Source organism: Pseudomonas quasicaspiana (genome assembly GCF_021147825.1).
In the GTDB taxonomy this organism is placed as follows: domain Bacteria; phylum Pseudomonadota; class Gammaproteobacteria; order Pseudomonadales; family Pseudomonadaceae; genus Aquipseudomonas; species Aquipseudomonas quasicaspiana.
Window position 1 is genome coordinate 1 of the sequence record NZ_JAGTPI010000077.1, and the last position, 26,153, is coordinate 26,153.

Genomic DNA, 26,153 nt, shown 5'->3' on the forward strand with positions numbered 1-26,153 from the left:
ATAGGCCTTATACATAGATGCAACCGGGTAGCAGTGTTCAAAAGCAGGTTGAATGTAGGGGCGAGTCCATACATAGGACCGGCTTTAGCCGGGAGGGCGTCAGCACGTGCGCTGCCATGTCCTCGTCAAAATCAATGCCTCGCGGCTGTCTTTGACGATCATGCGGCGTGAATGATGGTCACAAGGTCGGTGTAGCTCGTGATCCTCACTGCCAGGGCCTTGGAAAGCACATCCAGCATCTGGTCAGGTCGATTCAGGTTGAGAATCAGACTGACCCGTCGCGCCGCCAGTTGCGGGTCCGCGATGAATATTCTGCCTTCTCGCCAGCGTTGAAGTTCGCTGACGACCGCGCTCAGCGGTTTGTCGAAGAACACCAGTCGACCATTGCGCCAGGCGAGCACCTGATCCAGCTCCGCGTGCTGGATCTCCTCCGCCCGATTGGCACTGAAACGCAATGAAAGGCCTTCTCCCAGGTCGGTTTGCTGGCTCGCGGTAACCACGCGTACGGTGCCTCGACTCACGGTCAGCAACGTGTTCTCACTGTCGCATGACAGGCAGAACTCGCCGTTGTTGGCCAGTACCCGACCGGCTTCTGTGTTGATCGAAAGCTCGCCGACAGCGGCTGGCACAACGTTGAAAAATACTTCGCCCTGCAGCAGTTCCACGGCCCGTTGTGTGGAGGAAAAGTCGATGTTCAGCGCGGTGTTGCCGGCGAGTTCAACCGTAGACCCATCGGCCAGACGTACCGTGCGCCGTTCACCCACGGCGGTCCGCAAGTCCGCAAACGGTGACCCGATGCCCTTCAGCCAGAGCGTCGTTGCACTCGCTGTGACGGCGACAGCGCATGCCGCTACACCCAATCCGACAAAGCGACGCCGGGATAACTGAGTGCCGACCGCAGGAGCTGGCGGTTTAGCTACAAGGGCTGACGCTGCCCACAGTTTTTCAAGTCGGGCATACGCCTGAGCATGCAGGGGATCAGCGTCGAGCCATGCTGCCAGCGCTTCGTGCTCGGCCGGAGTCGCTGATCCGCCGTGCATCAGCGCAAACCACACGCTGGCCTGATGGCTCACGTCATCAGGCTGCGCAGCGGAGGGGTGAAGAATCGGAGGTTCAGCGCTCATAGGGCAATCAATTCAGGGTGGGCGGGTGCTGTCGGCGCAGTGTAATCCAGCACGCCTGCACTCGTCCGCTGCCGGCTTGCCAGGTTGCCTGGTTTCAGTCGAGTAAAGGGGCTCACTCGGGCATCCCGAGTTTCAACAAATCCAGGGCTCTGACCATTCGACTGAAGGCGGTTTTCGAGGAGATCCCGAGGCGTTCGCCAATCTCTACATAGGTCAGGCCTTCGACCCGCACCATCAGGAACACCTCACGACAGGGTTCCGGCATGTTCTGAATCACTTCATTGAGTGCCGACAGTTGTTGATTGGCAATGGCCGCCTGCTCCAGCGTCGGGGTTCGCTGTTCGGCTTCGCTCATGTCCTGCAGATCCAGCGGCTCGCCTTTGCGATGCTCCTGACGTCGGGTGTGATCGATAAACAGGTTACGGGCACTGGAGAACAGGTAGGCGCGAAAGTTTTCGATGCGTGTCCGGCCCATCTGCTCTGACAGGCGGATGAAGGTGTCCTGCGTCAGGTCGGCAGCGGTCTCTTTGCAGCGCAAGCGACGATCCAGATAAGCCTGAATTTCTCCGCGATGGGCGAGATATAACGCCTTGAGATCTGAGCCGGACATGAGGCCACCTTAACTGGCATGGAAGCAAGCGCGGCAAAATATCACAAACGAGAATCATTTGCGCTAGTGAGGTTTATTGGTTGCTTGCCAGGCAGGCGCCTCGGTCCGTCAGGCACGCCGCGTTACCGTTCTTCGCGGGCAAGCCCGGCTCCAACAGGGATCAGCGGTATCTGTTGGAGCGTTGCTTGGTCTGGGCGGCACTCCGACGAAGCAGGCACCTCGGTCTGCCTGGCAAACCGCGTTACCGTTTTTCGCGGGCGAGCCCGGCTCCCACAGGATTGCGCAAGTCTATGGGGGAGGTTCTATGTTCGCCTGCAAGCGTCGATCCCGGTGGGAGCGAATTCATTCGCGAAGAGGCCGGTGAATGCGCAGCCTTTGTATCGACTAAATACAGCCTTCCCGAATGAATTCGGTCCCACCGGTCCTGCATGAGCTTGAGATGTTACCAACTTGGGGAGTGATGCTTGCCTGCGATACAGGCGCCTCGGTCTGTCAGGCACACCGAGTTATCGTTCTTCGCGGGCAAGCCCGGCTCCCACATGGATCAGTGGGGTGCTTTTTGCTACGACCGGATCAGCTCCCGCACTCGGGAGGTGAGGGTGTCGATGGCGAAGGGTTTTGTCAGTACTTGCATCCCCGGGCCGAGTTGTTCGTCGCCGATGGCAGCATTTTCGGCGTAGCCGGTGATGAACAGGGTTTTCAGCGTGGGCCTGACTTCCCGGCCCGCGTCAGCCATCTGCCGACCGTTCATGCCGCCCGGTAGCCCTACGTCGGTGATCAGCAGGTCGATGTGTACGTCGGAACGCAGCACTTTGAGCCCGGCGACGCTGTCACCGGCCTCGATCACGCGGTAGTTGAGATCGCTGAGGACGTCCATCAACAGCATGCGCACCGTCGGCTCGTCATCCACGATCAGAATGGTTTCGCCAGAGTCCGCTGGCGCAACCGATGTCTTGTCCGACTCGCCTGGATCTTCAGTGGCTTCACCGTCGTAACGGGGTAGGTAAATGCTGATTTTTGTACCCACACCGACCTGCGAATGGATGCGCACCTGTCCGCCCGATTGCTTGGCGAATCCATAAATCATGGACAGGCCAAGACCTGTACCCTGGCCAATCGGCTTGGTGGTAAAGAACGGGTCGAAGGCTTTTGCGATGACTTCAGGCGTCATGCCAGTGCCGGTGTCCGTGACACTCAGCGCTAGGTACTCGCCTTCGCGCATTTCGTGAGTGCTGGCCGCGTCACGACCCATGCACAGGTTCTCGGTCTCAATCGTGATGCGTCCGCCCTCCGGCATGGCATCACGGGCATTGATACACAGATTCAGCAGGGCATTTTCCAGTTGGCTGCTGTCAACCAGCGTTGGCCAGACATCCTCTTTGCCTGCAAATTGCACGGCGATGCTCGGGCCCACCGTGCGCTGGATGAGTTCACCCATGCCCACCGTCAAGGCATTCACGTTGGTTGGCCGCGGATCGAGGGTTTGCCGACGGGAGAAGGCCAGAAGGCGATGAGTCAACGCAGCGGCGCGTTTTGCAGCTCCCTGTGCCGTGCTGATGTATTTCTCGGTTTCGGTCCAGCGGCCCTGAGCGATTCTCGAGCTCATCAGCTCAAGGGCACCGGAGATACCGGCCAGCAGGTTATTGAAATCATGCGCCAGCCCGCCAGTCAGTTGGCCGACTGCTTCCATTTTCTGCGACTGACGCAGTTTCTCTTCCGCCTGCATCAGCTCGACGGTTCGCTCAGCGACACGTAGCTCCAGTGTTTCGTTGAGTGCACGCAACGCGGCAGTCGCCCGGTCACGTTCGGCTTCGATGGAGCGCCGGCTTTCTACGTCGATGACCACGCCCGGCAAGCTTGCCGGGCTGCCGTCCGCTGCCAGATCGACCCGTCCGTTGGCTTCGATCCAATAGTATTTGCCATCGGCGCGCCGCACGCGGCACTGATGAACGTAGGCACCACCCTTGGCCAACGCCGTGCTGATTGCTTCCTCATGACTGCGCAAGTCTTCCGGATGAACCGAGTCAGTCACTTGCGCGATGCTCAGCCCTTCAAGCCCCAGCGCCGGGTCAAGTCCAAAGGCATGTGAGAAGCCTTCGTCGATGGTGATGCGGTCGTTGGGTACGTCCCAGTGCCATGTGCCGATAATAGCGCCGGCTGCCAGTGCCAGTTGCACACGCTCCACGTTTTGCCGGGCAATCGCTTCGCTGACCCGCAAGCGTTCCTGAGCGTTGCGCCGCTCCGTGACGTCACTGAAGATAATCGCGATCTGTCTGTCGGCAAGGTCCCCCACGCTGACGGCCCGCACGTCAAACCAGCGTTTGAAAGCTTCGGCATAGTTTTCGAACGTGGCTGGTTCCCCGGTCTTGGCAACATGCCCGTAGGTCTCGAACCAGAAGCGCTCCAGATCCGGAGCGAATTCAGTCACCCATTTGCCGCGCAGGTTGACCCCGGCCTGACGTTCGAAAGCGGGGTTGGCCTCGACGAAGCGGTAGTCGATCGGCTGGTCGTCGGCATCAAACTTGACCTGGACAATCGCGAACGCTGACTCAATCGTTTCCAGAATGGTTCTGAATCGGTCTTCACTTCGACGCAAGGCGTTTTCTGCAGTGCGCATCCGGGACAGGTCGAGCATTGCGCCGATCATCCGTACGGCCTGGCCTTCGGCGTTGCGTATCACATGCCCGCGATCCAGGACATCGGCGTAGGAGCCATCCTGACGACGGAAGCGGTAACTCTCAGTCCAGGCACAGTCGGTGCCATCGATCAGAGCATGGATAGAGTCGTGGATACGTACCCTGTCATCCTGATGAATCTGGGCGATCCACCACTCACCGGTGGTCTCGATAGTGGCCAGAGCGTGACCATAAGCTTCTTCCAGTGCTTCGTTCCACAGCACTTCGTTGGCGAGCAGATCCCAGTCCCAGATGGCATCGTTGGTCGCTTTAGCCGCCAGTCGATACCGCTCCTGGGTTTCTTCTATCGCCAGGCCTGCCATGTGCTCGTTGGTGCGGTCGCGCAAAATCTTGACGAAGCCAAGGTGGGCGTTGTCATCGTCATACAGCGGCATCATCTCGCCGGATGCCCAGAACTTTTTATAACCCTTGCGCAGATGCCACCGCTCATCCAGGGCCCGCCCGTCCTTTAGGGCATAGCGCATCTCGCGTTCTATCTGGCCGCTGGCGCGGTCTGCCGGAGTGAAGAAGCGTTCAGCTGTCTGGCCCAGCATTTCGTCGCTGGTCCAGCCCAACACCAGTTCGGCACCAGGGTTCCAGTCGGTGATGATCCCGTCCGGACTGGTCACGATCATCGCGATGTCAATGGCGCTTTCGAAGATCGCCTGCTGGCGCGTTTCGCTGCTGGCGACCGCGGTGGGGCTGTCCTGCACTGAGGATGCTGCACTCGCTGCTGTGTCGCTGACAGGTTGAGCATCGCTGCAATTGATCGGCATTTCAGCGGGATGCTGTGGATTGACTCCAGCGTCCTCAAGGGCTTTGCGCAGGCGCACGACTTCAGCCTCAAGCTCTTCGCGAGTCAGATCTTTCAAAGCATTTCCCACGTTGGCATTGTTGCTCCTTGATGACCGCATCAGGTCAGAAATACCGGGTTCGCGCACGCACGAATCCTCTGTAGCGCAGCTGGCTATCCCGATTCTCTCTAATAAACAAAGGCGTTGATCAGGTCGTTAACGCGTTTATGACTTGTCCACATTGAAGTCGGTTCCAACGGTGCGTTGAATCGCGGGCTAAAACGGGCCGTCGGGCGCGGGCGTATCTGACTGAATTCAGGTCACAGAAACAACAACGCCGCTTTCTCGTTATCGAGACAAGCGGCGTTTTCTTTAGACGAGCAGTCTTGTGACATCGCTCGTTTATTCAACTGAAGATCACAGTGTGCTGTTACTGCGCGGTTTTCAGCTTGATGACATCACCGGAGATAGTGGTGGTGTAACCACTCAGAACCCAGGCCCAGAACCAGTTTTCCTGAACTTGAGTGTTGATCATCGCGTCACCGCCTTTAGCGTCGATGGCGGATTTCTGAGCACGGACGAAGCGGCTGTTCTGACGGATCGGGATGATACCGAACAACATCAGGCCAGTGGCGCTAGCCTCACTGTGGCCCAGTACGGTGTATTGGTTGCTGTCGTAGTGCGGGGATTTGATCGCGGTGCCGGTGCAGCCTGCCAGAGCAAGACCAAGAACTGCGGACGCGGCAACTTTGCTGATGTACTTCACTGGGGAAAACTCCATAGCGGAAAACCCGGGATCCAATTTCTCGGGGGCGACACTTTAACCGTACTTCCTACAGATTGAAACGATGCTTCCTACAAGGTTTAGCGCTATGTCATGCATCGCTGCGTGGGGATAGAGCGTAATGCAAAGTTGCGGATCCGGATGGTTAATGTGCCTGGGCTGAATCGTTACGCGTGTCGACCACGCGAATGCTGTCGCGCCCCTCACGTTTGGAGGTGTAAAGCGCCGCATCACCCTGTTCGATCAATGCCGCCAGGCTGGCAGGAGGGTGCTCGAAAAGGTTGGCACCGATACTCAGGGTAACCGCCTGAGGCGTGATGAAAGTTTGTGAGGTGGTTGTGTGAAACTGGCTGCGCAGCTCATTGCCGAGCGCCAGCACCGTCTCGCGAGAGGCGTTACTCAACAAAATGACGAACTCATCACCGCCCAGTCGTGCCGCCAGCGCGCCTTCGGGCAGAACTGAGCGGACCATCTCGCTCAGGGTGACCAGCAATCGGTCGCCTGCATTGTGCCCGAACAGGTCGTTGACCAGTTTGAAGTTGTCGATATCAATCAGCAGCAGAGCGCCGGGTCGAGCGCTTGTCACCTGATCGAGCAGGCGCGGAGCCCGGACTTCAAGTGCCCGGCGGTTATACAGCGCCGTCAATGGATCTCGGGCGGCCAGCCGGGCGATACGCTTTTCTCGCCGGTAGCGTTCGGTTCCGGTCATGGAAAGTGCAATCAGCATGATTGCCATGGCGCCTTCAACGAGTGAAATCTGAATGATCTCGCCACGAAAGGCGGCGAGGTCGATCAATGTGCCCGGCAATACTGCCGGTATCGCCTTGGCAATATAGAAAAGGCCATGAACCATTAGCACGTAACGTAGCTGAACGGCTCCGATACTCAGCGAGCTGCCATGGGGACGCAGGAGGGCGCTGGCTCTCAACGTCAACAGGGCTACCAGCAGAGAGTTGACCACCAGCATGACTTTCGACCACGACGGATCGGCTGGTAGTAGAAGCAGTACCAGCCAGGCCACGGGAATCAGGTACCAGGTCCGTGATAGACGCGTTTCCGTAAAACGTGCCACACCTAATAAAAACAGGGCGTGGGCCGCCACCAAGAGGCCGTTTGCCACCCATATGCCGATCAGCAAAAAACCGCTCGCGCGCAATAAGGCGAGGGTTGATCCTAAGCTGATCGTTGCGAAACCGGCACTCCAGAACAGGAGTGAAGACTCACGCACAGTGCGCCACTCGACTGCCAGATAGAGTGAGGCCGCTGCGGCGAGTGCGATGGTGAGGACCAGCAGCGTGGGTGGATCGAGCGACATGAATCGGTGGGCCTTTCTGATGTTGGATAAGGGCAGGATTGTATGCGTTTGCGCAGATATTTCAGAGCGCCGGATACAACATTTCTGCGAGGCAAAAACCATCGGTGCGATAAAAGTGAATTTCTCTGTCGGCGCTGGCTCGATAAGTAATGGCACTGCCTGAGTAATCCGATAACCCCTATCTTTTCTGCGGCGAGAGCTTTTATTGCCAGGAGTATTCGATGACCACATCATTCAAGACAGGCGACGCCGTGCGCTGGAACTCCGAAGCAGGTGAGATCCATGGCAAAGTGACCAGGATCCACACAAAAGACGTGGAGTTCATGGGCAAACACCGACCGGCCTCGAAAGATGATCCTCAATATGAGGTCAAGAGTGACAAGACCGGGCATCTGGCGATGCATCACGGCGGGGCATTGCATCGAGCTCGATGAATCAGCCGTCGCGCATTGCGACGACTTGCACACCAAGGGGTGTTACGCGCAAGACCTGGCAGCACTGCGCGCCGCCAGTGGCCGCGCCAGGCTGAGCAGCCCCAGCAACGCCAGTGCTGCGCCGACCCACAGCGGAGCACGCAGGCCATAGCCTGCATCAATGGCAGTGCCTCCAGCCCAACTGCCGAATGCAAGCCCGGCGGTTATCACCGAGGTGTGCAGTGTGTTGACCAGCGCGCCGGGCTCAGCGGCCTTCATCACACGTGCGACCATTGCCGGGTTGAGCGCCACACCTGTCAGGCCCAGCAGGATGAAGCAGGTCAGGTTCAGCCAGAGGTGATCGCCCGCCAGCGCGAAGCCCGTCAACGCGAGCACCAGCAAAAGCAGACCCCAGCCGAGGGCCTGAAAGGTGTATCGGTCCGCGATGCGCCCGACGATCATGTTGCCCAGCAGATTAGCCAGGCCATACAAGGCCAGCATCGGGGCGACATGAGCCGGCTCCAGACCCACTTCCTGAATCAGGATCGGAGTGCAATAACTGAAGGCTGCAAAAGTTGCACCGATAATCAGGCCGCTGGTGACGTAAGCGCCCCATAGGCTCGGGTTTTTCAGTGTGGCCCACTGTCGGCTTAGCGCCGGTTCGCTGCCTGCTTCACTGGTCGGCAGGCGCGCCGCCGCAAGGGCACTACAGATCAGCGCCAGGCCTACGACCAGCCAGGAGCTGGCACGCCAGCCATAATGGTGCTCGACCCAGGCAGTCATCGGAACCCCTGCGACCGGGGACAGCATCAGGCCCGCGAGCACCACCGACACGGCGCGACCTCGAACTTCGCGCGCGACCATTCCTGCACACACCGTGAGGCATAGCCCGATGCACGCGGCGCTTGCCACGCCCATCAGGATTCGCGCAAAGGCCAGTACGGGATAGCTGGTCGCTATTGCGGCCAGAATTCCGGCGGCTACATAAACCGCCAGCAGTCCAACCAGCGCACGCTTGTTGCTGATGCCCCGGCTGAGCAGTAATACCGTCACAGGAGGCCCGCCCAATGCCATGCCCAGGGCATAGAAGGCGATGAGGTTGCCTACTTGCGCCAGGCTGACCGAAAAGGCATCGGCCAGCGCAGGCATCATCCCGGCAACCATGAATTCTGCGGTCACCAGGGAGAAAATCGTCAACGCCAGCAGGTAGACGTCAGGCGGTAGTTTGGAGCGGTGGGTCATGCTGGTCATATCGGTTGCAGGTATCTCGGTCTTGAACAAGGCCCGCTACCCTAGGCAGAGTTGATCAAATGGTCAAATAACTGTTGGGTATAGGGCCTGCCTTGCAGAGGGACGGGAGCGGCCCATGAAGCCGCGCGGTGGCTCATCAAATAACATGCAAGCCATTGGACTGAAATGCACTTTCTGTAGGAGCTGCCGAAGGCTGCGATGCGTTTCTCCTGATACACCGCGATCGCAGCCTTCGGCAGCTCCTACAGATCCTGTGTTTAAAGTGCGACAGCCAAATCAGGTGTTCAGGTTCTTACTTGAGTTGATCAACTAGCGTTTTTGCTTTCAGTAGCGCTCAACACGCCTTTCAGCAGCAGATGCTCAACTTCCGGCGTTCGCTGATTGACTGCCCCCAGATACTCGATCAGTTCAGCTGCACGGCTGCCACGCAGGCCAGCCGTGGTGATCTCACCGTCGCGCACGTAGGTGTAGAGTCCGGAGACCGCAAAGGCTTTGAGCTGGGAGATGTGTTCAGATTGTCCTGCCAGGGTGGCCTGAAACACCGGGCTTTCGAAGAAACGACGCCGGGCTAGTGGGCTCTCGAAGGCTATTTCCATCACCACTAGTTCTGCGCGCGCGGTGTCGGCGTGATGCGCAACGTTGGGGGCCGGGGGATGCATGCCATCGTTGTTGAACGGGTGATTCAGGTGCAGGCGTAACTTCAAGACTTCTTCTGCACCGGCCAACACCTTGGCCAGATCATTGGCAATGTATTCATGCAACGTGGCAAGGCTGGTGCGCGGGCTGAAATGCACGTGAATGCGGTCGAATCTGTCAGTGCCGTTAAATTTTTCGTCGTTCAGGCGATTGACCACGGTTGCCGAACCGTCTGGCAGGTCGTAGGCCAGGGTTTCCTCGAACATGTTCTGTTCGTCCGAGAACAGTATCGGGCAGACGGCCTGGAACTGTTTTTGATCCTGGGCGGAGGCGAATCCGATTTCGACGCCGCCATCCAGCTCGTAGTCACCTATCTCTTTAATGCCATCGGCCAACGGCCACAGGTGAGCGTCCTGATTGCGGGAAAAGTGATGCTGAATATACAAGCCAAGTCCCGGTAGCCGGGAGCAGAGCGGGCCATGCACGTCACGCCAATAGGTGGCGAAAATGTCGTGGGGAACGCGCTCGCGTCGTTTTACTGTGGTGTAGCTGTTGATCTCAATCATGACCTGACCATTAAGCGGGGAAGTTATCGGCATGAAGTTGAGAGTGGGAGGGCGGCGAGTCGTTCGGTTTTTCTGACGGTGGATCCAGCAAGTTGGCGCGCACATCCTTCAGAACTGGCAAACTTAGAGGCATCACCCGATTGCCCGGAGCTTTTGCCTTGACCCGCCTTGATCATCTCCAGTTGATGGCCAGATACAATCTCTGGATGAACGACAAGCTGTATTTCGCTGCTGCAAGCTTGCCGGCGGAAGCGTTGAACGCAAACCGCAATGCATTCTTCGGTTCAATTCTGGGAACGCTGAACCATCTGCTGGTGGCAGACACCATCTGGCTCAAGCGCTTCGCACGGCACCCGGCAGGGTTTCCAGCGCTGGATAGAGTGTGTGGTTTACGTAATCCTCAGGCCCTGAACGAGCAGGTTTTCAACAACCTGGCGGAACTGACCTTGCAGCGCAGATGGATTGATCAGGCCATCATCGAGTGGGCCACAGAGCTGCAAGAGGATGATCTGGACGTTGTGCTGCACTACACCAATACCGCCGGGATTGCGGCAGCGCGAGATTTCTATGGCTTACTGATCCACTTCTTCAATCATCAGACCCATCATCGCGGGCAGGCGACAACGTTGCTGACGCAGGCCGGAGTCGATGTCGGTTCAACGGATCTGCTGTCGTTGATTGTGGATAGCTAGGTTGTTCATCTGCACGAAAACGGCATGAGGCGCCAGGCTTGGGGAACTCAATGTGCCATCATGTGCTCGTAGTACCCGAACCAACGGACCCTCTCTGTGACCGACATCAAGCCCACTTGATGTCCGCCGATAACCTGACATAAATACAATGCTGATTCGCTCCTCGCCTGACTGCTGCGGCTGCGATGCATCACCCCACTGAGGCTGCTTCATGAACACCCTATCGGCGAGTGACCGTGCGCAACTGTTGCGTGAAACCACCGCACAGTTCTGGCAGCACATCGTGCCCATCGTGCAGATTGCTTTTTGTATTCATCTCGTTTTGTTTGTCTTGTTCAGCGCGCTGAAAGTCCCTTTGCTGGCGGTGGGCAACGGCTTCAGCATTCTGGCGTATGTGGCGTGCCTCAGAGCCATCCGCGCCGGGCATTACAGCCTGGCTGGCATGCTGATGAGTGGAGAAATCATCCTTCATGCATTACTGGCTACCTGGATACTGGGCTGGAACAGTAATTTCTACTTCTACCTCTATTGCGTGATCCCGATCATCGCATTCAGTTTCCAGAGTGCTCGTCGGATACGGCTATTGCTTAACTTGGCAATTCTTGTGATATCGGTGGGCGGCTTCGCTCTACGTGGATACATGGGGATAAATTCTGGCGTATCCCCGCAGTTACTTGATGTACTCGGCATCATCAATGTGTTGACTGCGGTCGGTGTTTTATTACATGGCACCGCTCTGTCGGTACGCTTCACGCGGTCCATGCAACTGAGCCTGTTTCAGACCGCCAACCGCGACAGTCTGACCAACCTCTACACCCGACGCCGGGTGATGCTCGGTGTACGGCAGTTGGCCGACTCGGTGCCGTCAGCGATTATTCTGCTGGACGTCGACCACTTCAAACAGATCAACGACCGCCTGGGCCACGAGCAGGGTGACCTGATCCTTCAGCGGGTGGCTGACGCCATCAGCAGCAATGTGCGTGCGACAGATGTGGCGTCTCGCTGGGGCGGCGAGGAATTTCTGGTGTTGATGCCCGATGCCTCTGAAGAAGCGGCGCAGGCCGTGGCTGATCGAATCCTGTTGCGCATCCGCGAATGGGTCGGGCAAGTGGATCAGGGGCCGCTGACCGTTACGGCAACCTTGGCTGTGAGCCAAATCCGTTCGGGAGAAAGCTTTGAAAGCGCCCTCAAGCGAGCGGATCAGGCGTTATATCAGGGCAAGCAGCAGGGGCGTAATCAGGTGGTCCTGGCCGGGTGAGCGGTGCATCGCCAAAGAAAATTTAGCGAATATTCAGACTTCCTCCCGGCTAAAGCTGGTCCTATGGGGCTGCGCCGGTTCTGCGGGAGATTCTATGTTGGCCTGCAAACACAAATCCGTGGGAGCGAATTCATTCGCGAAGGGGCCGATACATCCGCAACTGATGTATCGCTTGAAATGCCGCCTTCCCGAATGAATTCGGTCCTACGGGTTAACGTACGTCGCCATGAATCAGCTCATCACGCGGGAAAGTGCAGCGCGTTGGTCAGGTCGCCCATAGGCGTCTGCCCGCGAGCGGTCATCGCTTGATCGCGTTCCTTGAGACCATCGAGCTTTTCCAGGCCGTGAACCCGAGTGATGAGGCGCAGGATCGAAGCAGTGTCGTAAACGGTGTGATCCACCGTGCCTTTACGGGCGAAAGGCGAGACCACCAACGCCGGAATGCGCGTGCCTGGCCCCCAGCGATCGCCTTGCGGAGGCGCCACGTGGTCCCACCACCCGCCGTTTTCGTCGACGGTGATGACGATGACCATGTTTTCCCACTGCGGGCTGTTGCGCAGCACCTTGATCACCCGGTCAATATGTCGATCACCAGCCGCGACGTCAGCGTATCCGGCGTGCATGTTCAGGTTGCCCTGAGGCTTGTAGAAGGTCACGGCAGGCAACTTGCCTGCTTCGGCATCGGCAAGGAATTTATTGCTGCTGACTTCATCGCCCAACCCGCCATCGCGCAGGCGTTTTTTGCGCTCGGCCGGGTTTTGCGGGCCTTGCTGTACAAAGTAATTGAACGGTTGGTGGTGGTACTGGAAGTTAGGGATCTTCGGAATGCCGGTAGAGTCCTTGAATTCATCCAGCGTGACCTGCCAGGCACCCGCGTACCACGCCCAGTCGATGTCCTTTTTCGAAAGCTTGTCGCCAATGTGCTCGTGAGTCTGCGGCACCAGCACGTTAGGCAGGTCAGGCTTGGAATAGTCCGGTTTTGCCGGATCACGCAGCCAGGTTGGCCAGAACGGCGGTGCCAGAGTGTTAACCGCAAAGCCATCAGGCGTCAGTGCGCTGGGGCCGAATTGCGGTGCGCCTTTCATGGCGCTGGCCGGGGATTGCTCCAGTGGCTTGAGGCGCGGATCTTTCGGGTTATCGCTTTGCAATTGGGCAATCTGTGATTTAGCCGCCGAATTGGCAGCATCCGGGTAAATCGGCGCGGTGGCGGCAATCAGGTATTGGTGGTTGAGGAATGAGCCGCCAAAGGCACTCTGGAAGAAGTTGTCACAGAGCACAAATTCCCTGGCGACGTCCCACAGGCGCAACGAATACTGGCTTTGTGCGTAGTAACCCATGGGCAGGCCGCCCGAATCGGCCCAAGCGACGAAGCGGTCATTCTTGCCGCCGTTGATCTGCATCTGGTTCTGATAGAACACATGCCACAGGTCCCGGGTCACGAGGCTCAGAGGCAAGTCTTCGCCGTTCATGCCTTTGAGCGGGAAGGGCGCATTGGGCAGGTTTTCCTGAAACTGTCCGCCAGCGGGGTAACTCACTCCGTCAACCGTTTGTGGTCCCATCTGCAGAACGCCGCCCCAGGCCGGTGGCAGGGTCTTCAGCAATGAGCCATCCCGGTCGCGCTGCTCATAGTCGGCGGGTTTCAGCGATGACAGCGGCTTTTCCACACCGGGAAAATTACCGAACAGATTATTGAAGCTGCGGTTTTCGGCGTAGATCACCACGATGGTTTTGACGTTGTCGCGCAGCGCCTTATCAAGCGCCATACCGGTGAGAGGTGCGACGGCAGGCGTTGATGCAGGTGGTTTTTCCTGAGCCGTTGCATAGCCGCTCAGTGTCATGCCGGCCCCTAATGCAGCCATGCCGCCCAGAAAGCGGCGGCGGCCAGGGTCGGTCTGCGAGTTATCGTCCGGTTTGTCGCTCATCGTGGATTACCTGCCCAGGATAAATGTTGCCAAATATTTCAGGCGAGCGTATCCACGCTATATGACGGTATTGCGACAGCGCCTTCTATACGCTGTGTCCGGGGTTGTTTTCACGTGCGTGGCGCCGTGTAACGATCAACGATTTGCTGGATTTCACCCGAAACCCTCATGCGTACCAGCGTGCGCAGAATTTTCTGCGTTGGCAGGCCCGGATCGTTACGGATAATGCAGCCAGCCGGCTGATCAGCGATAAGGGCAACGGATTTCAGTTGTTCATCGGCGGGTAAGTCACGGTTGAGCCAGTCCAGCACCAGTTGGCTGGCTACTGCGTAGTGGTAGCGTCCCGCAACAAGTTTTCGCAGTGTCTGCTCCTGACTGCGGGCGTCCTCGCGAACCAGTTGGTGGTTATCGAACAGGTATTGCAGGTCGGGGTAGTTGTAGCCCAGCACGGTGCCAATGGTTTCGTTATCGAACTGTTCGGGGTAGGGCCCTGCGGCGGTTGCGGCGGAGGCGATCAGCAAGTCGCGCTGATAGAGGATCGGTAGACTCCAGAAGTAATCCCCCGAGAGATTCGGCACCCAGGCTTGTGCTGCATAGCAACGAATGTCGATTTCGCCACGCTCCAGCGCCCCCTGAACCCGCGGGCGCGGCATTACTCGGTATTCAGCTTCACGGCCTACCTGACGCGCGAGGCTTTGCATGATGTCGTACAGAATTCCGGATGTCGGTTGATGATTGTCCAGCTGGACCAGTGGCATCGACCAGCTGTCCGCTACCGAAAACCGCAGGGGCGGTTCTGTCGCCTCCACAGGCAAGGCAACCATCAGCAATAGCGTTACGAGACTGACGCGGATTCGTCGCATAGTAGGTCCCTCAACTACGAGCCATGTATAAAACGCTCTCTAAAGACCCGATTACGGCGTGTCTTCACATCCATTTGCACAGCTTAGTCAGAATAGAGGAGGACACCAGATGCAATTTTGCCCCTGCTCCGCTAGCATTAGCGGTCTTCCGCTTCCCAGTTGCGACGGTTTTCCATGAGTTATCAGGTTCTTGCACGTAAATGGCGTCCGCGCTCGTTCCGCGAAATGGTCGGCCAGACCCATGTGCTGAAGGCCCTGATCAATGCCCTGGACAGTCAGCGCCTGCACCATGCCTATCTATTCACCGGCACCCGGGGGGTGGGCAAGACCACTATCGCGCGGATTATCGCGAAATGTCTGAACTGCGAAACAGGCATTACTTCGACGCCCTGTGGCACCTGTTCGGTATGTCGCGAGATTGACGAAGGGCGCTTTGTCGACCTGATCGAGATCGACGCCGCAAGCCGCACCAAGGTCGAGGACACCCGCGAACTGCTGGATAACGTGCAATACGCCCCGAGCCGCGGGCGCTTCAAGGTCTACTTGATCGACGAAGTGCATATGCTTTCCAGCCACTCGTTCAACGCCCTGCTGAAGACGCTTGAGGAGCCGCCGCCGTACGTCAAATTCATCCTGGCGACCACTGATCCGCAAAAACTGCCCGCGACGATTTTGTCCCGATGCCTGCAGTTTTCCCTGAAAAACATGACGCCGGAGCGCGTGGTCGAGCATTTGACCCATGTGCTGGGCGTCGAAAATGTGCCTTTTGAAGACGACGCGCTGTGGTTGTTGGGGCGTGCCGCCGACGGCTCAATGCGCGATGCCATGAGCCTCACCGATCAGGCGATTGCCTTTGGCGAAGGCAAGGTCATGGCTACCGATGTACGTGCGATGCTCGGTACGCTGGATCACGGGCAGGTGTTCGATGTGCTGACTGCCTTGATCGACGGCGATGCCCGCAGTTTGCTCGAAGCCGTCCGACATTTGGCCGAACAGGGCCCTGACTGGAATGGCGTGTTGTCGGAAATCCTCAACGTGCTGCACCGCGTGGCGATTGCCCAGGCGCTGCCCGAAGGTGTCGATAACGGCCACGGCGACCGCGACCGGGTGCTTGCGCTGGCCCAGGCATTGCCTGCCGAAGACGTACAGTTTTACTACCAGATGGGTTTGATCGGCCGACGCGATCTGCCATTGGCACCGGATCCGCGCGGCGGCTTCGAAATGGTCCTGCTGCGGATGTTGGCGTTCCGTCCCGCAGACAGCAGTGATGCCCCGAGGCAGCCGCTAAAGACAGTGGGAATCAACCCGGCCACAGTTGATTCCCCACAACAAGTGGCCGGTGCGACAGCTGTCGCGCCGGTAGCCGTTGCTCCCGTCCAGGCCGCCGCTCCTGTTGTTGCAGCGCCGGTCGCCGAGCCGATTGTCGAGGCTGAGTCGCAGGCAGTTGCGCCGACTCCTGTGCCTGCCGCTCGTGAGCCTGAGCCGGTCGAAGAGGTTGACCTGCCTTGGAACGAGCCGCAAGCGTTGCCGCCAGCAGCCGAGGAAAAATCCGAACCTGAGCCGGTTGCTACGCCTGCCCAGGAACTGGTCGCCGAGCCAGTGCTGGATACCGTCGCTGAACAGCCGGAACTCACTCCGATGCCAGGTCCCGCGCCAGCCAGTCCGGTGCCGGATGCGCCGGAGGTGGAAGCGCCACAGCCTGAGGCCTTTGCCGAGCAGGCCGTGACGCCCGCAATGCTTGAAGCCATCCCCGATGCTTACGTGCCCGCGCCGATGGATCGCGATGACGAGCCGCCACCGGATGATGATTATGTTGAGCCGGATGTGGACATCGATCCCGCGTCCTATAGTTTCCTCGATGAACTGGCGCACGAAACCGTCACTGAAGAGGTCGAACCTGAACCGGCTCCGGCGGCCAAACCAGCGACGGGTCTGGCTGCTGAATGGCTGGACATGTTTAACAAGTTGCCGATTTCCGGGATGACCAGCAGCATTGCCTCCAACTGCACGCTGGTCGCGATGGACGGTGATGACTGGTTGCTGCACCTGGATCCGGGGCACAGTGCCTTGTTCAACGCAACCCAGTTGCGCCGTATCAACGATGGCCTGAATCAATTTACCGGGCGCACGATCAACCTCAAGATCGAGTTGATCAAGCCCGAGCAGGAAACCCCTGCGCAGGCGGCTTCGCGGTTGCGCGTGGAGCGTCAGCGGCAGGCAGAGGCGTCGATTCATGCTGATCCGTTCATCCAGCAGATGCTTGAACAGTTTGGCGCAGTGATCCGGGAGGATACGATTAAGCCCGTGGATGCCCCGGTGGCTCAGACTCATTAACTGACGGTGGGAGGCCGAATGGTTTCCTACCCGCTAACACAATCAACTTTCGAGGAGATATCCCATGATGAAAGGTGGCATGGCTGGCCTGATGAAGCAGGCGCAGCAAATGCAGGAAAAAATGGCCAAGATGCAGGAAGAACTGGCCAATGCCGAAGTCACCGGCCAATCGGGCGCAGGCCTGGTCAGCGTCGTGATGACCGGTCGCCATGACGTCAAGCGCATCAATCTGGATGACAGCCTGATGCAGGAAGACAAAGAAGTTCTGGAAGACCTGATCGCTGCCGCTGTCAACGACGCGGTACGCAAAATCGAACAGGCCAGCCAGGAAAAGACTTCCAGCATGACCGCTGGCATGCAATTGCCGCCGGGCATGAAACTGCCGTTCTGATTGCAGGTTGTTCCCCAAAAATGCCAGGCCAAGTGCCTGGCATTTTTGTTTTCAAGGGTGGAACAGATGAACCCGATTGACTTCTTCGCGGGCAAGCCTCGCTCCCACAGGAGGTGGCGGTGATCCGTTGGAGCCGGGCTTGCCCGCGATACAGGCGCTGCGGTGGGGCAGATAAATCTGGTTGCTTTCATCGCGGGCAAGCCTCGCTCCAACAGGAGACGGTGTTCATCTGTGGAAGCCGGGCTTGCCCGCGATGCAGGCGCTGCGGTATGGCAGATGAACCCGGTTGATTTCTTCGCGGGCAAGCCTCGCTCCAACAGGAGACGGTGTTCATCTGTGGGAGCCGGGCTTGCCCGCGATACAGGCGCTGCGGTGGGGCAGATAAATCCGGTTGATTTCTTCGCGGGCAAGCCTCGCTCCAACTGGAGACGGTGTTCATCTGTGGGAGCCGGGCTTGCCCGCGATGCAGGAGCTGCGGTGGGGCAGATGAACCCGGTTGATTTCTTCGCGAGCAAGCTCAGCTCCCACAGAGATTTCGCGCTGATCCGTTGGAGCCGGGCTTGCCCGCGATGCAGGCGCTGCGGTGGGGCAGATGAATCCGGTTGATGTCTTCGCGGGCAAGCCTCGCTCCAACAGGAGACGGTGTTCATCTGTGGGAGCCGGGCTTGCCCGCGATACAGGCGCTGCGGTGGAGCAGATGAATCCGGTTGCTTTCATCGCGGGCAAGCCTCGCTCCAACAGGAGACGGTGTTCATCTGTGGGAGCCGGGCTTGCCCGCGATGCAGGCGCTGCGGTGGGGCAGATGAACCCGGTTGATTTCTTCGCGAGCAAGCTCAGCTCCCACAGAGATTTCGCGGTGATCCGTTGGAGCCGGGCTTGCCCGCGATGCAGGCGCTGCGGTGGGGCAGATGAACCCGGTTGATTTCTTCGCGGGCAAGCCTCGCTCCAACAGGGCCATGGTATCCAATCGAACGCCCCCGCCTCACGATGGTCTGCTTCTGCATACCCCATAGAATTCATTTCCAAGGAGCCGCTTTGATGACCCAAGAATTGATTCTTAACCAGCGAATTGTCCTGGCCTCGCGTCCGACCGGTGCACCGACCCCGGAGAACTTCCGACTGGAGCGTGAAGCGCTGCCCGATCTGCAGGAAGGGCAGGTGCAGTTGCGCACCCTTTATCTTTCACTGGACCCCTACATGCGCGGACGCATGAGCGATGCACCGTCTTATGCCGATCCGGTGGAAATCGACGCGGTAATGGAAGGCGGTGCGGTCAGCATCGTCGAGCAGTCGCGTAATCCTGCATTTAAGGTCGGCGACCGCGTAGTTGGCCAGACCGGCTGGCAGACTCACAGCATCAATGATGGTGCTGCATTGAAAGTCATTCCGAAAGACCTGCCTAGCGATTCCATGGCTGTAGGCGTATTGGGCATGCCTGGCATGACCGCTTACATGGGATTGATGGACATCGGCAAGCCACAGGCAGGCGAAACACTCGTCGTTGCCGCGGCGTCAGGCGCTGTAGGCTCTGTGGTGGGTCAGGTGGCCAAGTTGCAGGGCCTGCGAGTGGTGGGCGTTGCTGGTGGCGCAGAAAAGTGCCGTTATGTTGTTGACGAGCTGGGCTTCGACGCCTGTATCGACCACAAGAGCGACAACTTTGCAGAAGAGTTGAAGCAGGCCTGCGGTAAAGGTATCGACATCTATTTCGAGTTGGTGGGCGGTAAGGTCTTCGATGCAGTATTGCCGCTGCTCAACCCCCGGGCACGGATTCCCGTGTGTGGCGTGATTGCGCAGTACAACGCCCAGGGCGTACCGGAAGGGCCAAACGATCTGCCGCTGCTGTTGCGTACGATGCTGACCAAGCGTGCCCGCATGCAGGGGTTTATCGTGTTTGAAGAATACGGTGATCGCCACGAAGAGTTCTTCCGGGAAATGACGCCACTGGTCACACAGGGCAAGATCAAATTCCGTGAAGACGTAGTGCAGGGCCTTGAGCAGGCGCCAGAAGCCTTTATTGGTCTGCTGGAAGGACGCAACTTTGGCAAGTTGGTGGTTCACGTCTCAGACGCATGACGTAACCCTTGATTGACGCTACAGGCAGGGCGCGGGTATAAACCGCGTCTTGTGTTTTTGTCGGACCTTTCTCCATGAGCTTCAGCCCACTGATTCGCCAACTGATCGATGCCCTGCGTACCCTGCCGGGTGTCGGTCAAAAAACTGCGCAACGCATGGCGCTGCAATTGCTTGAGCGTGATCGCAGTGGCGGTTCACGGCTGGCGCTGGCGTTGAGCCAGGCGATGGAAGGTGTTGGGCACTGTCGGCAGTGCCGCACCCTGACCGAAGACGATTTGTGCCCGCAATGTTCGGACAATCGCCGCGACGACACATTGCTGTGCGTAGTGGAAGGGCCGATGGATGTTTACGCCGTGGAGCAGACCGGTTATCGCGGGCGCTACTTCGTGCTCAAAGGCCACTTGTCACCACTGGACGGGCTGGGCCCGGAAGCCATTGGTATTCCTCAACTGCTGGCACGCATCAACGAGCAGGGGACCTTCAGTGAAGTCATCCTGGCGACCAATCCTACGGTCGAGGGCGAAGCCACCGCACACTACATCGCGCAGTTGCTGACCAACAAAGGTCTGATCACCTCACGCATCGCTCATGGCGTGCCACTGGGTGGCGAGCTGGAACTGGTGGACGGCGGGACGCTGGCGCACTCGTTTGCAGGGCGTAAGCCGATTGCGTTGTAAGCACTGATACTTAATCAGGCTGCGCATCCATGTCTGGATTGAAATGCGATTTACTGTGGGAGCGAATTCATTCGCGAATGGGTCGTCCTCAATAATTTTTTGGATGACCCACCGTATTCGCGAATGAATTCGCTCCCACAAGGTTCTTGGTTACCCCGCAAAAGCGGGGCGTCCAGAGTATTGGGTAAAGCGCAGCGTCAGGCAGCGAATTACTCCGTCAACCCAAAGCTGGTCAGGCAGAACGTTGGAATCTGCAGGTCTTGCAGACGTTTCGAACCGCCTAATTCCGGCAGATCGATGATCGCAGCGGCTTCGTGGATCTTCGCGCCCATGCGGCGGATCAAGTTGGCAGCAGCGATAAGCGTTCCGCCAGTGGCGATCAGGTCGTCGAACATCACCACGGAGTCACCGTCGCACAGGCTGTCGGCGTGCACTTCGAGAAATGCCTCACCGTATTCAGTCTGATAACCCTCTGACAGGACGTCAGCAGGCAATTTGCCCTGCTTGCGAAACAGAATCAGCGGCTTGTTCAGTTCATAAGCCACAATTGAACCGATCAGAAAACCCCGTGCGTCCATCACGCCGATATGGCTGAAGTCAGCCTCTATGTAGCGCTGCACGAAGCTGTCCATCACCAGGCGCGTAGCCTTGGGAGACTGGAACAGCGGGGTGATATCGCGAAAGATGACGCCCGGCTTGGGGAAGTCCACTACCGGGCGAATCAGGGATTTGAAGCTGGCTTCGTCGAAAATCATCAAATGGGTCCAGGGCTGGAGGTTTGTATCGATGGCCTAGTCTAAAGGCGTCAGCCCTGAATCGCACCCTCAGCTTTCGATAGCCCCGCCTGCCAGTGCGCAGAGCTGGATCGGATCAAGGATTCTGATCTCTTTGCCCTCAGCTGCAATCAATTCGTTGTGCTGAAAGCGGGTGAACACACGGGAAACGGTTTCCACCGCCAGCCCCAGATGATTACCGATTTCGTTGCGCGACATGCTCAGGCGGAACTGATTGGCCGAGAAGCCCCGGGCACGGAAGCGTGCGGACAGGTTGACCAGAAATGTCGCGATGCGCTCGTCCGCGTTCTTTTTCGACAACAGCAACATCATTTGCTGATCGTCACGGATTTCCCGGCTCATGACCCGCATCAACTGACGACGCAGTTGTGGCAATTGCACGGACAATTCGTCCAGACGCTCGAAGGGAATTTCGCAGACCGAGGTGGTTTCCAGCGCCTGGGCCGAAACCGGATAGGCTTCGGCGTCCATACCCGACATGCCCACCAGTTCGCTGGGCAAATGGAAGCCGGTCAGTTGTTCTTCGCCACCGTCGCTGATGTTGAAGGTTTTCAGTGCGCCGGAGCGTACCGCGTAAACCGAACCGAACGTGTCACCCTGACGGAACAGGAACTCGCCTTTTTTCAGCGGTCGGCCGCGTTTGACGATCTGGTCCAGGGCATCCATGTCGTCGAGATTCAAGGAAAGTGGCAAGCACAGCGGAGCCAGACTGCAATCCTTGCAATGGGCCTGGGTATGAGCGCGTACTTTGACTGGCTCGGGCATCACTTTATTCCTTGTGGTTAATCACACATAAGTCATAAGGGTAACTCACCCGGGACTGTTCAGACCAGTGACGAGCCGCCGGATGGCTATCAAGCTTTGCGTGCATTGGTCGATAGTTCTGGTTAATCCGCATCTTGAACAGGTCGCCGCTCATGTGGTCATCCGCGCTTACCGCCATCAGTCGGGCTTTTCTGGCATCCAATGCCGCCGCGCAGAAAACCGCTGCCGAAAAGGCCGCTCCACAGAGCACGCCGACTGCGCCAGCCTCGCAGAGCGTAGAAGTCAATCTTTCGCCGGCCGGCCTGGCGCGTGCGGCGTTAACGGGTTCGGCCAATGCTGATATCAAGCAAAGTGGTTTGCCTGACCCGGTGCAGAAGGCCCTCATCTCGTTGCGTGATACCCAGAAAAGGGTGGCGCAATCGAATACCGAGTTGCAAAAGACCCTGAACGACAAGTCCTTAAGCCCCGATATGCGCCAGGCCAAAGCGGCTGCACTGCAAACCGTTTCGGCGGTTTATCAGCGTCAGATCAGTACCTCCGCTGGTGATCTGTCCAACGTCATGAACGCGTTGCAGTTGAAGTCGGACGATAAAGCCAAGGCCAGCATGCTGATGCTGGCCAAGATGTAAGCGAGCGGCCCGTCCTGTAGGAGCTGCCGTGTAATGGTCCAGTTTTTTTGGACCGTTCCGTAGGAGTGTTAGGCCGCCAGTTTTTCGAAAACAGCTGGCGGCAGGTTATTCGAGGCAGAGTGGCAACGTCGATGGTTGTAGTGAGCAATAAAATCCATCACGTCTCGTTCTGCCTCGAAGTGATTCGAGTAACCGTTCTCAGGTGACCAATCGTGTTTCTGTGATCGGAAGTAGCGTTCCACAACCGCATTGTCCCAACAGTTTCCGCGCCGACTCATGCTCTGCACGATTTGCTTCTCGGCCAGATAGCTAACGAAGCGGTCAGCGGTGTATTGGCATCCCTGATCCGAGTGAAACACCAGCTCGGAAGAAGGTCGGCGCAGCCCCACCGCAAGTCGTAAAGCCTGCAATGAAAGCTCGGTATCGGCCGTCCTTGAAAACGCCCAGCCAACGATCCTGCGCGAGAAAAGATCCATCACAATTGCCAGGTACAGCCAACTACCACCGACACGGATATAGGTAATGTCTCCCGCCCAGAACGTGTTGGGATGTTCAGGGTTAAAGCGTCGTGCCAGCACATTGGGCGCAATGTTGGACGGTTTGGTAGCCCGTCGATAGTGCGCATGCTGTGCCCGACGCCTCACCAAACCCAGACTCTTCATCAAGCTGCGCATACGATGACGCCCCATTTGGACGCCTTGTGCCTTCAGCGCTTTAACAAATCCGCGACTGCCCAGCGCGCCTCGATGTTCTTTGTGCAAAAGCCGGATCTTCTTCTCTAACTGCGGCTCGATACTGCGTTTAGCTCGAGGCCGACGCATGGCGTAATAACTGCTGCGAGGTATGCTCAGTACGCAGCACAAGCGTCGAACCGACAGCTTCTTTGTAGCGCCCTCAATCATTTTCTTCGGCCAAACAGCACCTTTAGATGAGAGGGCAACTGCTTTTTTAAAACATCGTTCTCGGCCTCCAGCAGTGCCAATCTGGCCTGCAGCGAGTCGATGAGATCTTGATCCTGAGGCCGGGTAGTTTGCGCGGCTCCTACCTGCTCCTTGCGCCACCGTGAAACCCAGCGCCGCAACGCGGTAGGCCCTACGCCAGTCTGCTCACACGCTTTAGGCACTGAGTAATTCAACTCAACGACAAGGCGAATAGCCTCGGCTTTTTCTTCGGCTGTAACGACCCGAAATCCCATGATGCTTCCTTAGGTTGATACTCCTACATCATGGTCCATAAATATTGAGCCACAACACCGAAGGCTGCGAAAGCGATCCTTCTGACACACCGACATCGCAGCCTTCGGCAGCTCCTACAGGTCAGCGCCGTTCATATCACCCGTGAAAAACGCTGGCGATTCTGCTGGGTCAGGTAGGCATCGAACACCATGCATACCGAGCGCACCAGCAATCGGCCCGCGGGCAGCACCTGAACGCCTGTGGATTCCAGGCTGATCAGCCCGTCGCTGGCCATGCTGCTGAGCTGCGGCCACAAATCGTTGAAACAAGCCCGAAAGTCGATATCGAACCGGGTTTCAATATCGGCGAAATCCAGACTGAAATGGCAGATCAATTGCTGAATCACCGCTCTGCGCAGGCGATCGTCCTGATTGCAGATCAGGCCACGCTTGGTTGCCAACTGGTCACTGGCCAACTGGCTTTGATAGTCAGCCAGGTCGTTGCTGTTCTGGCTGTAAAGATCACCAATCTGGCTGATCGCGGAAACCCCTAATCCAATCAGGTCGCAGTGGCCATGTGTGGTGTAGCCCTGGAAGTTGCGTTGCAGGGTCGATTCTTCCTGCGCAATGGCCAGTTCATCGTCGGGCAGGGCGAAGTGATCCATGCCGATGTAGCGGTATCCGGCTTTGGTCAATTGTTCAATGGTATTTTCGAGCATCTGTAGCTTGGCTCCCGGCGCAGGCAGATCGTTGCTGTCGATGCGCCGTTGCGGCATGAAGCGCTCGGGCAGGTGCGCGTAATTGAACACTGACAACCGGTCGGGTTGCAGGGCAATGATTTCGTCCACTGTGCGGGCAAAGCCCTGCGGCGTCTGTTTAGGCAGGCCGTAGATCAGGTCGATGTTGACCGAGCGAAACTGTAAGGTCCGTGCGGCTTCGATAATTGCCCGGGTTTCTTCCAGACTCTGCAAGCGGTTCACCGCACGCTGAACCTGCGGATCCAGATCCTGCACCCCAAGGCTGACCCGGTTGAAACCCAGCTCCCTCAGCAGGCCCATGGTTGACCAGTCAGCTTCGCGCGGGTCGATTTCGATGCCGTAGTCGCCGGAGTCATCGTCCGGCAGGTTGAAGTGCTGGCGCAGATGGCTCATCAACTGACGCAGTTCGTCGTGGCTGAGAAAGGTCGGCGTGCCCCCGCCAAAGTGCAGTTGTTCGACGACCTGACCAGGATCAAGGTGGCTGGCGATCATCTGGATTTCATGCTCTAGCCTTTGCAGATAAACCTGGGCGCGACCACGATCCTTGGTGATGACTTTGTTGCATGCGCAGTAGTAGCAAATGTTGGCGCAGAACGGGATATGCACGTAGAGCGACAGGGGACGAATGGCCTTGCGGCTGTCGCGAAGCGCATGCAAGAAGTCGAAAGCGCCGACCTGAGTGTGAAATTGCACCGCTGTGGGGTAGGAGGTGTAACGGGGGCCCGCCAGATCGTAGCGGCGAATCAGATCAGAATCCCAACGGATGGCGTCGAGCATGTTGGCGTTCCCTGGGTAGGCTGGCAGTGTCGGTCAGTCTAGGGAAGTGCGCGCTCGATCCTTTGATATGGATCAATGGCCCATCAACCAGTGCTGATGCGGGCCGGGCAGGGTCCAGAGTCCGAAGGCAATCACCAGCAGGCCACCCGCCATGCGTACGTCACGCTGACGCAACAACGCGGTCGTGCGCTCTGCCGCAAGGCCGGTAGCCAGCAGCACCGGGCAGGTGCCGACACCGAAAGCCAGCATCAGCAGGGCGCTGTCGATGGCGTTACCCTGACTCGCTGACCAGAGCAGCGTGCTGTAAACCAGACCGCACGGCAGCCATCCCCACAGTGCGCCGAGCAACAGAGCCCGAGGCAGGCTCGACACTGGCAGCAAGCGACTTGCCAGTGGCTGGATATAGCGCCACAGCCCGCGGCCCAGGCGTTCGATACGGGTCAGGCCGCTCCACCATCCGGCCAGATACAGGCCCATGGTGATCAACAGCAGTGCGGCGATGACTCGCAAGGTCGTTGCGCCAGGGCTGTTGGTCACGGCCCAGCCTGCCAGGCCGGTCAGCAGACCTGCGCAGGTGTAGCTCAAAATCCTTCCAAGGTTGTAGGCCAGCAGCAGTCGGAAACGTCGGCTGCGTTGCTCCTTCGGAATCGCCAGCGTCAGTGCACCCATCAACCCGCCGCACATGCCCAGGCAGTGACCGCCACCAAGCAGACCGAGGATCAGGGCTGAGATTAATAACGGTACAAGGTCAGCCATGAGTGTTGGCCTGTCGCAAATCCCTGTGGGAGTCGCCCCGGTGTCCCTGACACCACGCTGTCGCGCAGCAAACACGGACCCTGTAGGAGCGCGCTTGCCCGCGATTCGGTCTGTCAGTCGAT

General features: G+C 58.1%; 23 protein-coding genes. 8 read left to right on the forward strand and 15 right to left on the reverse strand.

From position 1 onward, the window contains the following. Nucleotides 1-158: 158 nt before the first annotated feature. From KDX30_RS26745 to KDX30_RS26765, 5 genes are all read right to left on the reverse strand, one after another. Nucleotides 159-1,124 carry a FecR family protein gene (locus KDX30_RS26745; RefSeq protein WP_099269786.1) on the reverse strand — a complete coding sequence of 322 codons (966 nt, stop codon included), beginning with the start codon at nucleotides 1,122-1,124 and terminating at the stop codon, nucleotides 159-161. A gap of 112 nt (nucleotides 1,125-1,236) precedes the next feature. Beyond that, complete coding sequence (locus tag KDX30_RS26750; protein WP_099269787.1) at nucleotides 1,237-1,734, reverse strand: RNA polymerase sigma factor; 498 nt, start codon at nucleotides 1,732-1,734, stop codon at nucleotides 1,237-1,239. Nucleotides 1,735-2,296: 562 nt separating this feature from the next. Then, nucleotides 2,297-5,242, reverse strand: a complete 2,946-nt coding sequence (locus tag KDX30_RS26755; RefSeq protein ID WP_406644014.1) for a PAS domain-containing hybrid sensor histidine kinase/response regulator — start codon at nucleotides 5,240-5,242, stop codon at nucleotides 2,297-2,299. 391 nt (nucleotides 5,243-5,633) lie between these two features. Further along, complete coding sequence (locus tag KDX30_RS26760) at nucleotides 5,634-5,969, reverse strand: hypothetical protein (RefSeq protein WP_027899264.1); 336 nt, start codon at nucleotides 5,967-5,969, stop codon at nucleotides 5,634-5,636. 163 nt (nucleotides 5,970-6,132) lie between these two features. After that, a complete protein-coding gene (locus KDX30_RS26765) occupies nucleotides 6,133-7,302 on the reverse strand; it encodes a GGDEF domain-containing protein (RefSeq protein WP_122396531.1) in 1,170 nt (389 codons plus the stop codon). Between the two features lie 221 nt (nucleotides 7,303-7,523). Between KDX30_RS26765 and KDX30_RS26770 the strand changes: the two genes are divergently transcribed. Further along, a complete protein-coding gene (locus KDX30_RS26770) occupies nucleotides 7,524-7,736 on the forward strand; it encodes a hypervirulence associated TUDOR domain-containing protein (protein WP_027899262.1) in 213 nt (70 codons plus the stop codon). Between the two features lie 42 nt (nucleotides 7,737-7,778). Here KDX30_RS26770 and KDX30_RS26775 read toward each other — a convergent pair whose 3' ends face one another. After that, on the reverse strand, nucleotides 7,779-8,996 hold the full coding sequence (locus KDX30_RS26775; protein WP_319941785.1) for an MFS transporter: 1,218 nt from the start codon (nucleotides 8,994-8,996) through the stop codon (nucleotides 7,779-7,781). Nucleotides 8,997-9,271: 275 nt separating this feature from the next. Then, nucleotides 9,272-10,168, reverse strand: coding sequence for an EthD domain-containing protein (locus KDX30_RS26780; protein WP_231677969.1), 897 nt, complete (start codon nucleotides 10,166-10,168; stop codon nucleotides 9,272-9,274). 158 nt (nucleotides 10,169-10,326) lie between these two features. Here KDX30_RS26780 and KDX30_RS26785 point away from each other — a divergent pair, with 158 nt between their 5' ends. Further along, nucleotides 10,327-10,860 (forward strand): DinB family protein, encoded by a 534-nt coding sequence (locus tag KDX30_RS26785; protein WP_122396529.1) that lies wholly within the window; start codon nucleotides 10,327-10,329, stop codon nucleotides 10,858-10,860. A 211-nt stretch (nucleotides 10,861-11,071) separates the two neighbouring features. After that, on the forward strand, nucleotides 11,072-12,118 hold the full coding sequence (locus tag KDX30_RS26790) for a GGDEF domain-containing protein (RefSeq protein ID WP_231677970.1): 1,047 nt from the start codon (nucleotides 11,072-11,074) through the stop codon (nucleotides 12,116-12,118). A 239-nt stretch (nucleotides 12,119-12,357) separates the two neighbouring features. Here the strand turns inward: KDX30_RS26790 and acpA are convergent, their stop codons facing one another. Next, entirely contained in the window at nucleotides 12,358-14,040 is a 1,683-nt protein-coding gene (acpA, locus tag KDX30_RS26795; protein WP_231677971.1) for an acid phosphatase, read from the reverse strand. A gap of 110 nt (nucleotides 14,041-14,150) precedes the next feature. Then, entirely contained in the window at nucleotides 14,151-14,864 is a 714-nt protein-coding gene (locus KDX30_RS26800; RefSeq protein WP_231666655.1) for a substrate-binding periplasmic protein, read from the reverse strand. Nucleotides 14,865-15,077: 213 nt separating this feature from the next. Between KDX30_RS26800 and dnaX the strand changes: the two genes are divergently transcribed. The 4 genes from dnaX (at nucleotide 15,078) to recR (ending at nucleotide 20,378) form a co-directional block, all read left to right on the forward strand. Next, nucleotides 15,078-17,237 (forward strand): DNA polymerase III subunit gamma/tau, encoded by a 2,160-nt coding sequence (dnaX, locus tag KDX30_RS26805; protein ID WP_122396526.1) that lies wholly within the window; start codon nucleotides 15,078-15,080, stop codon nucleotides 17,235-17,237. A gap of 64 nt (nucleotides 17,238-17,301) precedes the next feature. Further along, the gene (locus KDX30_RS26810; RefSeq protein ID WP_027900954.1) at nucleotides 17,302-17,628 is read left to right on the forward strand and encodes a YbaB/EbfC family nucleoid-associated protein; all 327 of its coding nucleotides are present in this window, start codon (nucleotides 17,302-17,304) and stop codon (nucleotides 17,626-17,628) included. A 1,038-nt stretch (nucleotides 17,629-18,666) separates the two neighbouring features. After that, nucleotides 18,667-19,701: an NADP-dependent oxidoreductase gene (locus KDX30_RS26815; RefSeq protein ID WP_122705272.1), complete on the forward strand. Its 1,035-nt coding sequence runs from the start codon at nucleotides 18,667-18,669 to the stop codon at nucleotides 19,699-19,701. Nucleotides 19,702-19,775: 74 nt separating this feature from the next. Then, a complete protein-coding gene (recR, locus tag KDX30_RS26820) occupies nucleotides 19,776-20,378 on the forward strand; it encodes a recombination mediator RecR (RefSeq protein ID WP_027900956.1) in 603 nt (200 codons plus the stop codon). A 209-nt stretch (nucleotides 20,379-20,587) separates the two neighbouring features. Here the strand turns inward: recR and KDX30_RS26825 are convergent, their stop codons facing one another. Next, nucleotides 20,588-21,133: an adenine phosphoribosyltransferase gene (locus KDX30_RS26825; RefSeq protein ID WP_027900957.1), complete on the reverse strand. Its 546-nt coding sequence runs from the start codon at nucleotides 21,131-21,133 to the stop codon at nucleotides 20,588-20,590. 69 nt (nucleotides 21,134-21,202) lie between these two features. Beyond that, nucleotides 21,203-21,937, reverse strand: a complete 735-nt coding sequence (gene fnr, locus KDX30_RS26830; protein ID WP_231677972.1) for a fumarate/nitrate reduction transcriptional regulator Fnr — start codon at nucleotides 21,935-21,937, stop codon at nucleotides 21,203-21,205. A 152-nt stretch (nucleotides 21,938-22,089) separates the two neighbouring features. Here fnr and KDX30_RS26835 point away from each other — a divergent pair, with 152 nt between their 5' ends. Beyond that, a complete protein-coding gene (locus tag KDX30_RS26835; RefSeq protein WP_231677973.1) occupies nucleotides 22,090-22,566 on the forward strand; it encodes a chemotaxis protein in 477 nt (158 codons plus the stop codon). 68 nt (nucleotides 22,567-22,634) lie between these two features. Here the strand turns inward: KDX30_RS26835 and KDX30_RS26840 are convergent, their stop codons facing one another. The 4 genes from KDX30_RS26840 to KDX30_RS26855 form a co-directional block, all read right to left on the reverse strand. After that, on the reverse strand, nucleotides 22,635-23,549 hold the full coding sequence (locus KDX30_RS26840) for an IS3 family transposase (RefSeq protein ID WP_231677976.1): 915 nt from the start codon (nucleotides 23,547-23,549) through the stop codon (nucleotides 22,635-22,637). Beyond that, a complete protein-coding gene (locus KDX30_RS26845; RefSeq protein WP_095096866.1) occupies nucleotides 23,465-23,761 on the reverse strand; it encodes a transposase in 297 nt (98 codons plus the stop codon). The genes KDX30_RS26840 and KDX30_RS26845 overlap by 85 nt, the downstream gene beginning before the upstream one ends. A gap of 131 nt (nucleotides 23,762-23,892) precedes the next feature. Next, complete coding sequence (gene hemN / locus KDX30_RS26850) at nucleotides 23,893-25,275, reverse strand: oxygen-independent coproporphyrinogen III oxidase (protein ID WP_231677974.1); 1,383 nt, start codon at nucleotides 25,273-25,275, stop codon at nucleotides 23,893-23,895. Nucleotides 25,276-25,347: 72 nt separating this feature from the next. Continuing rightward, nucleotides 25,348-26,031 carry a sulfite exporter TauE/SafE family protein gene (locus tag KDX30_RS26855; protein WP_231677977.1) on the reverse strand — a complete coding sequence of 228 codons (684 nt, stop codon included), beginning with the start codon at nucleotides 26,029-26,031 and terminating at the stop codon, nucleotides 25,348-25,350. Nucleotides 26,032-26,153 lie beyond the last annotated feature (122 nt).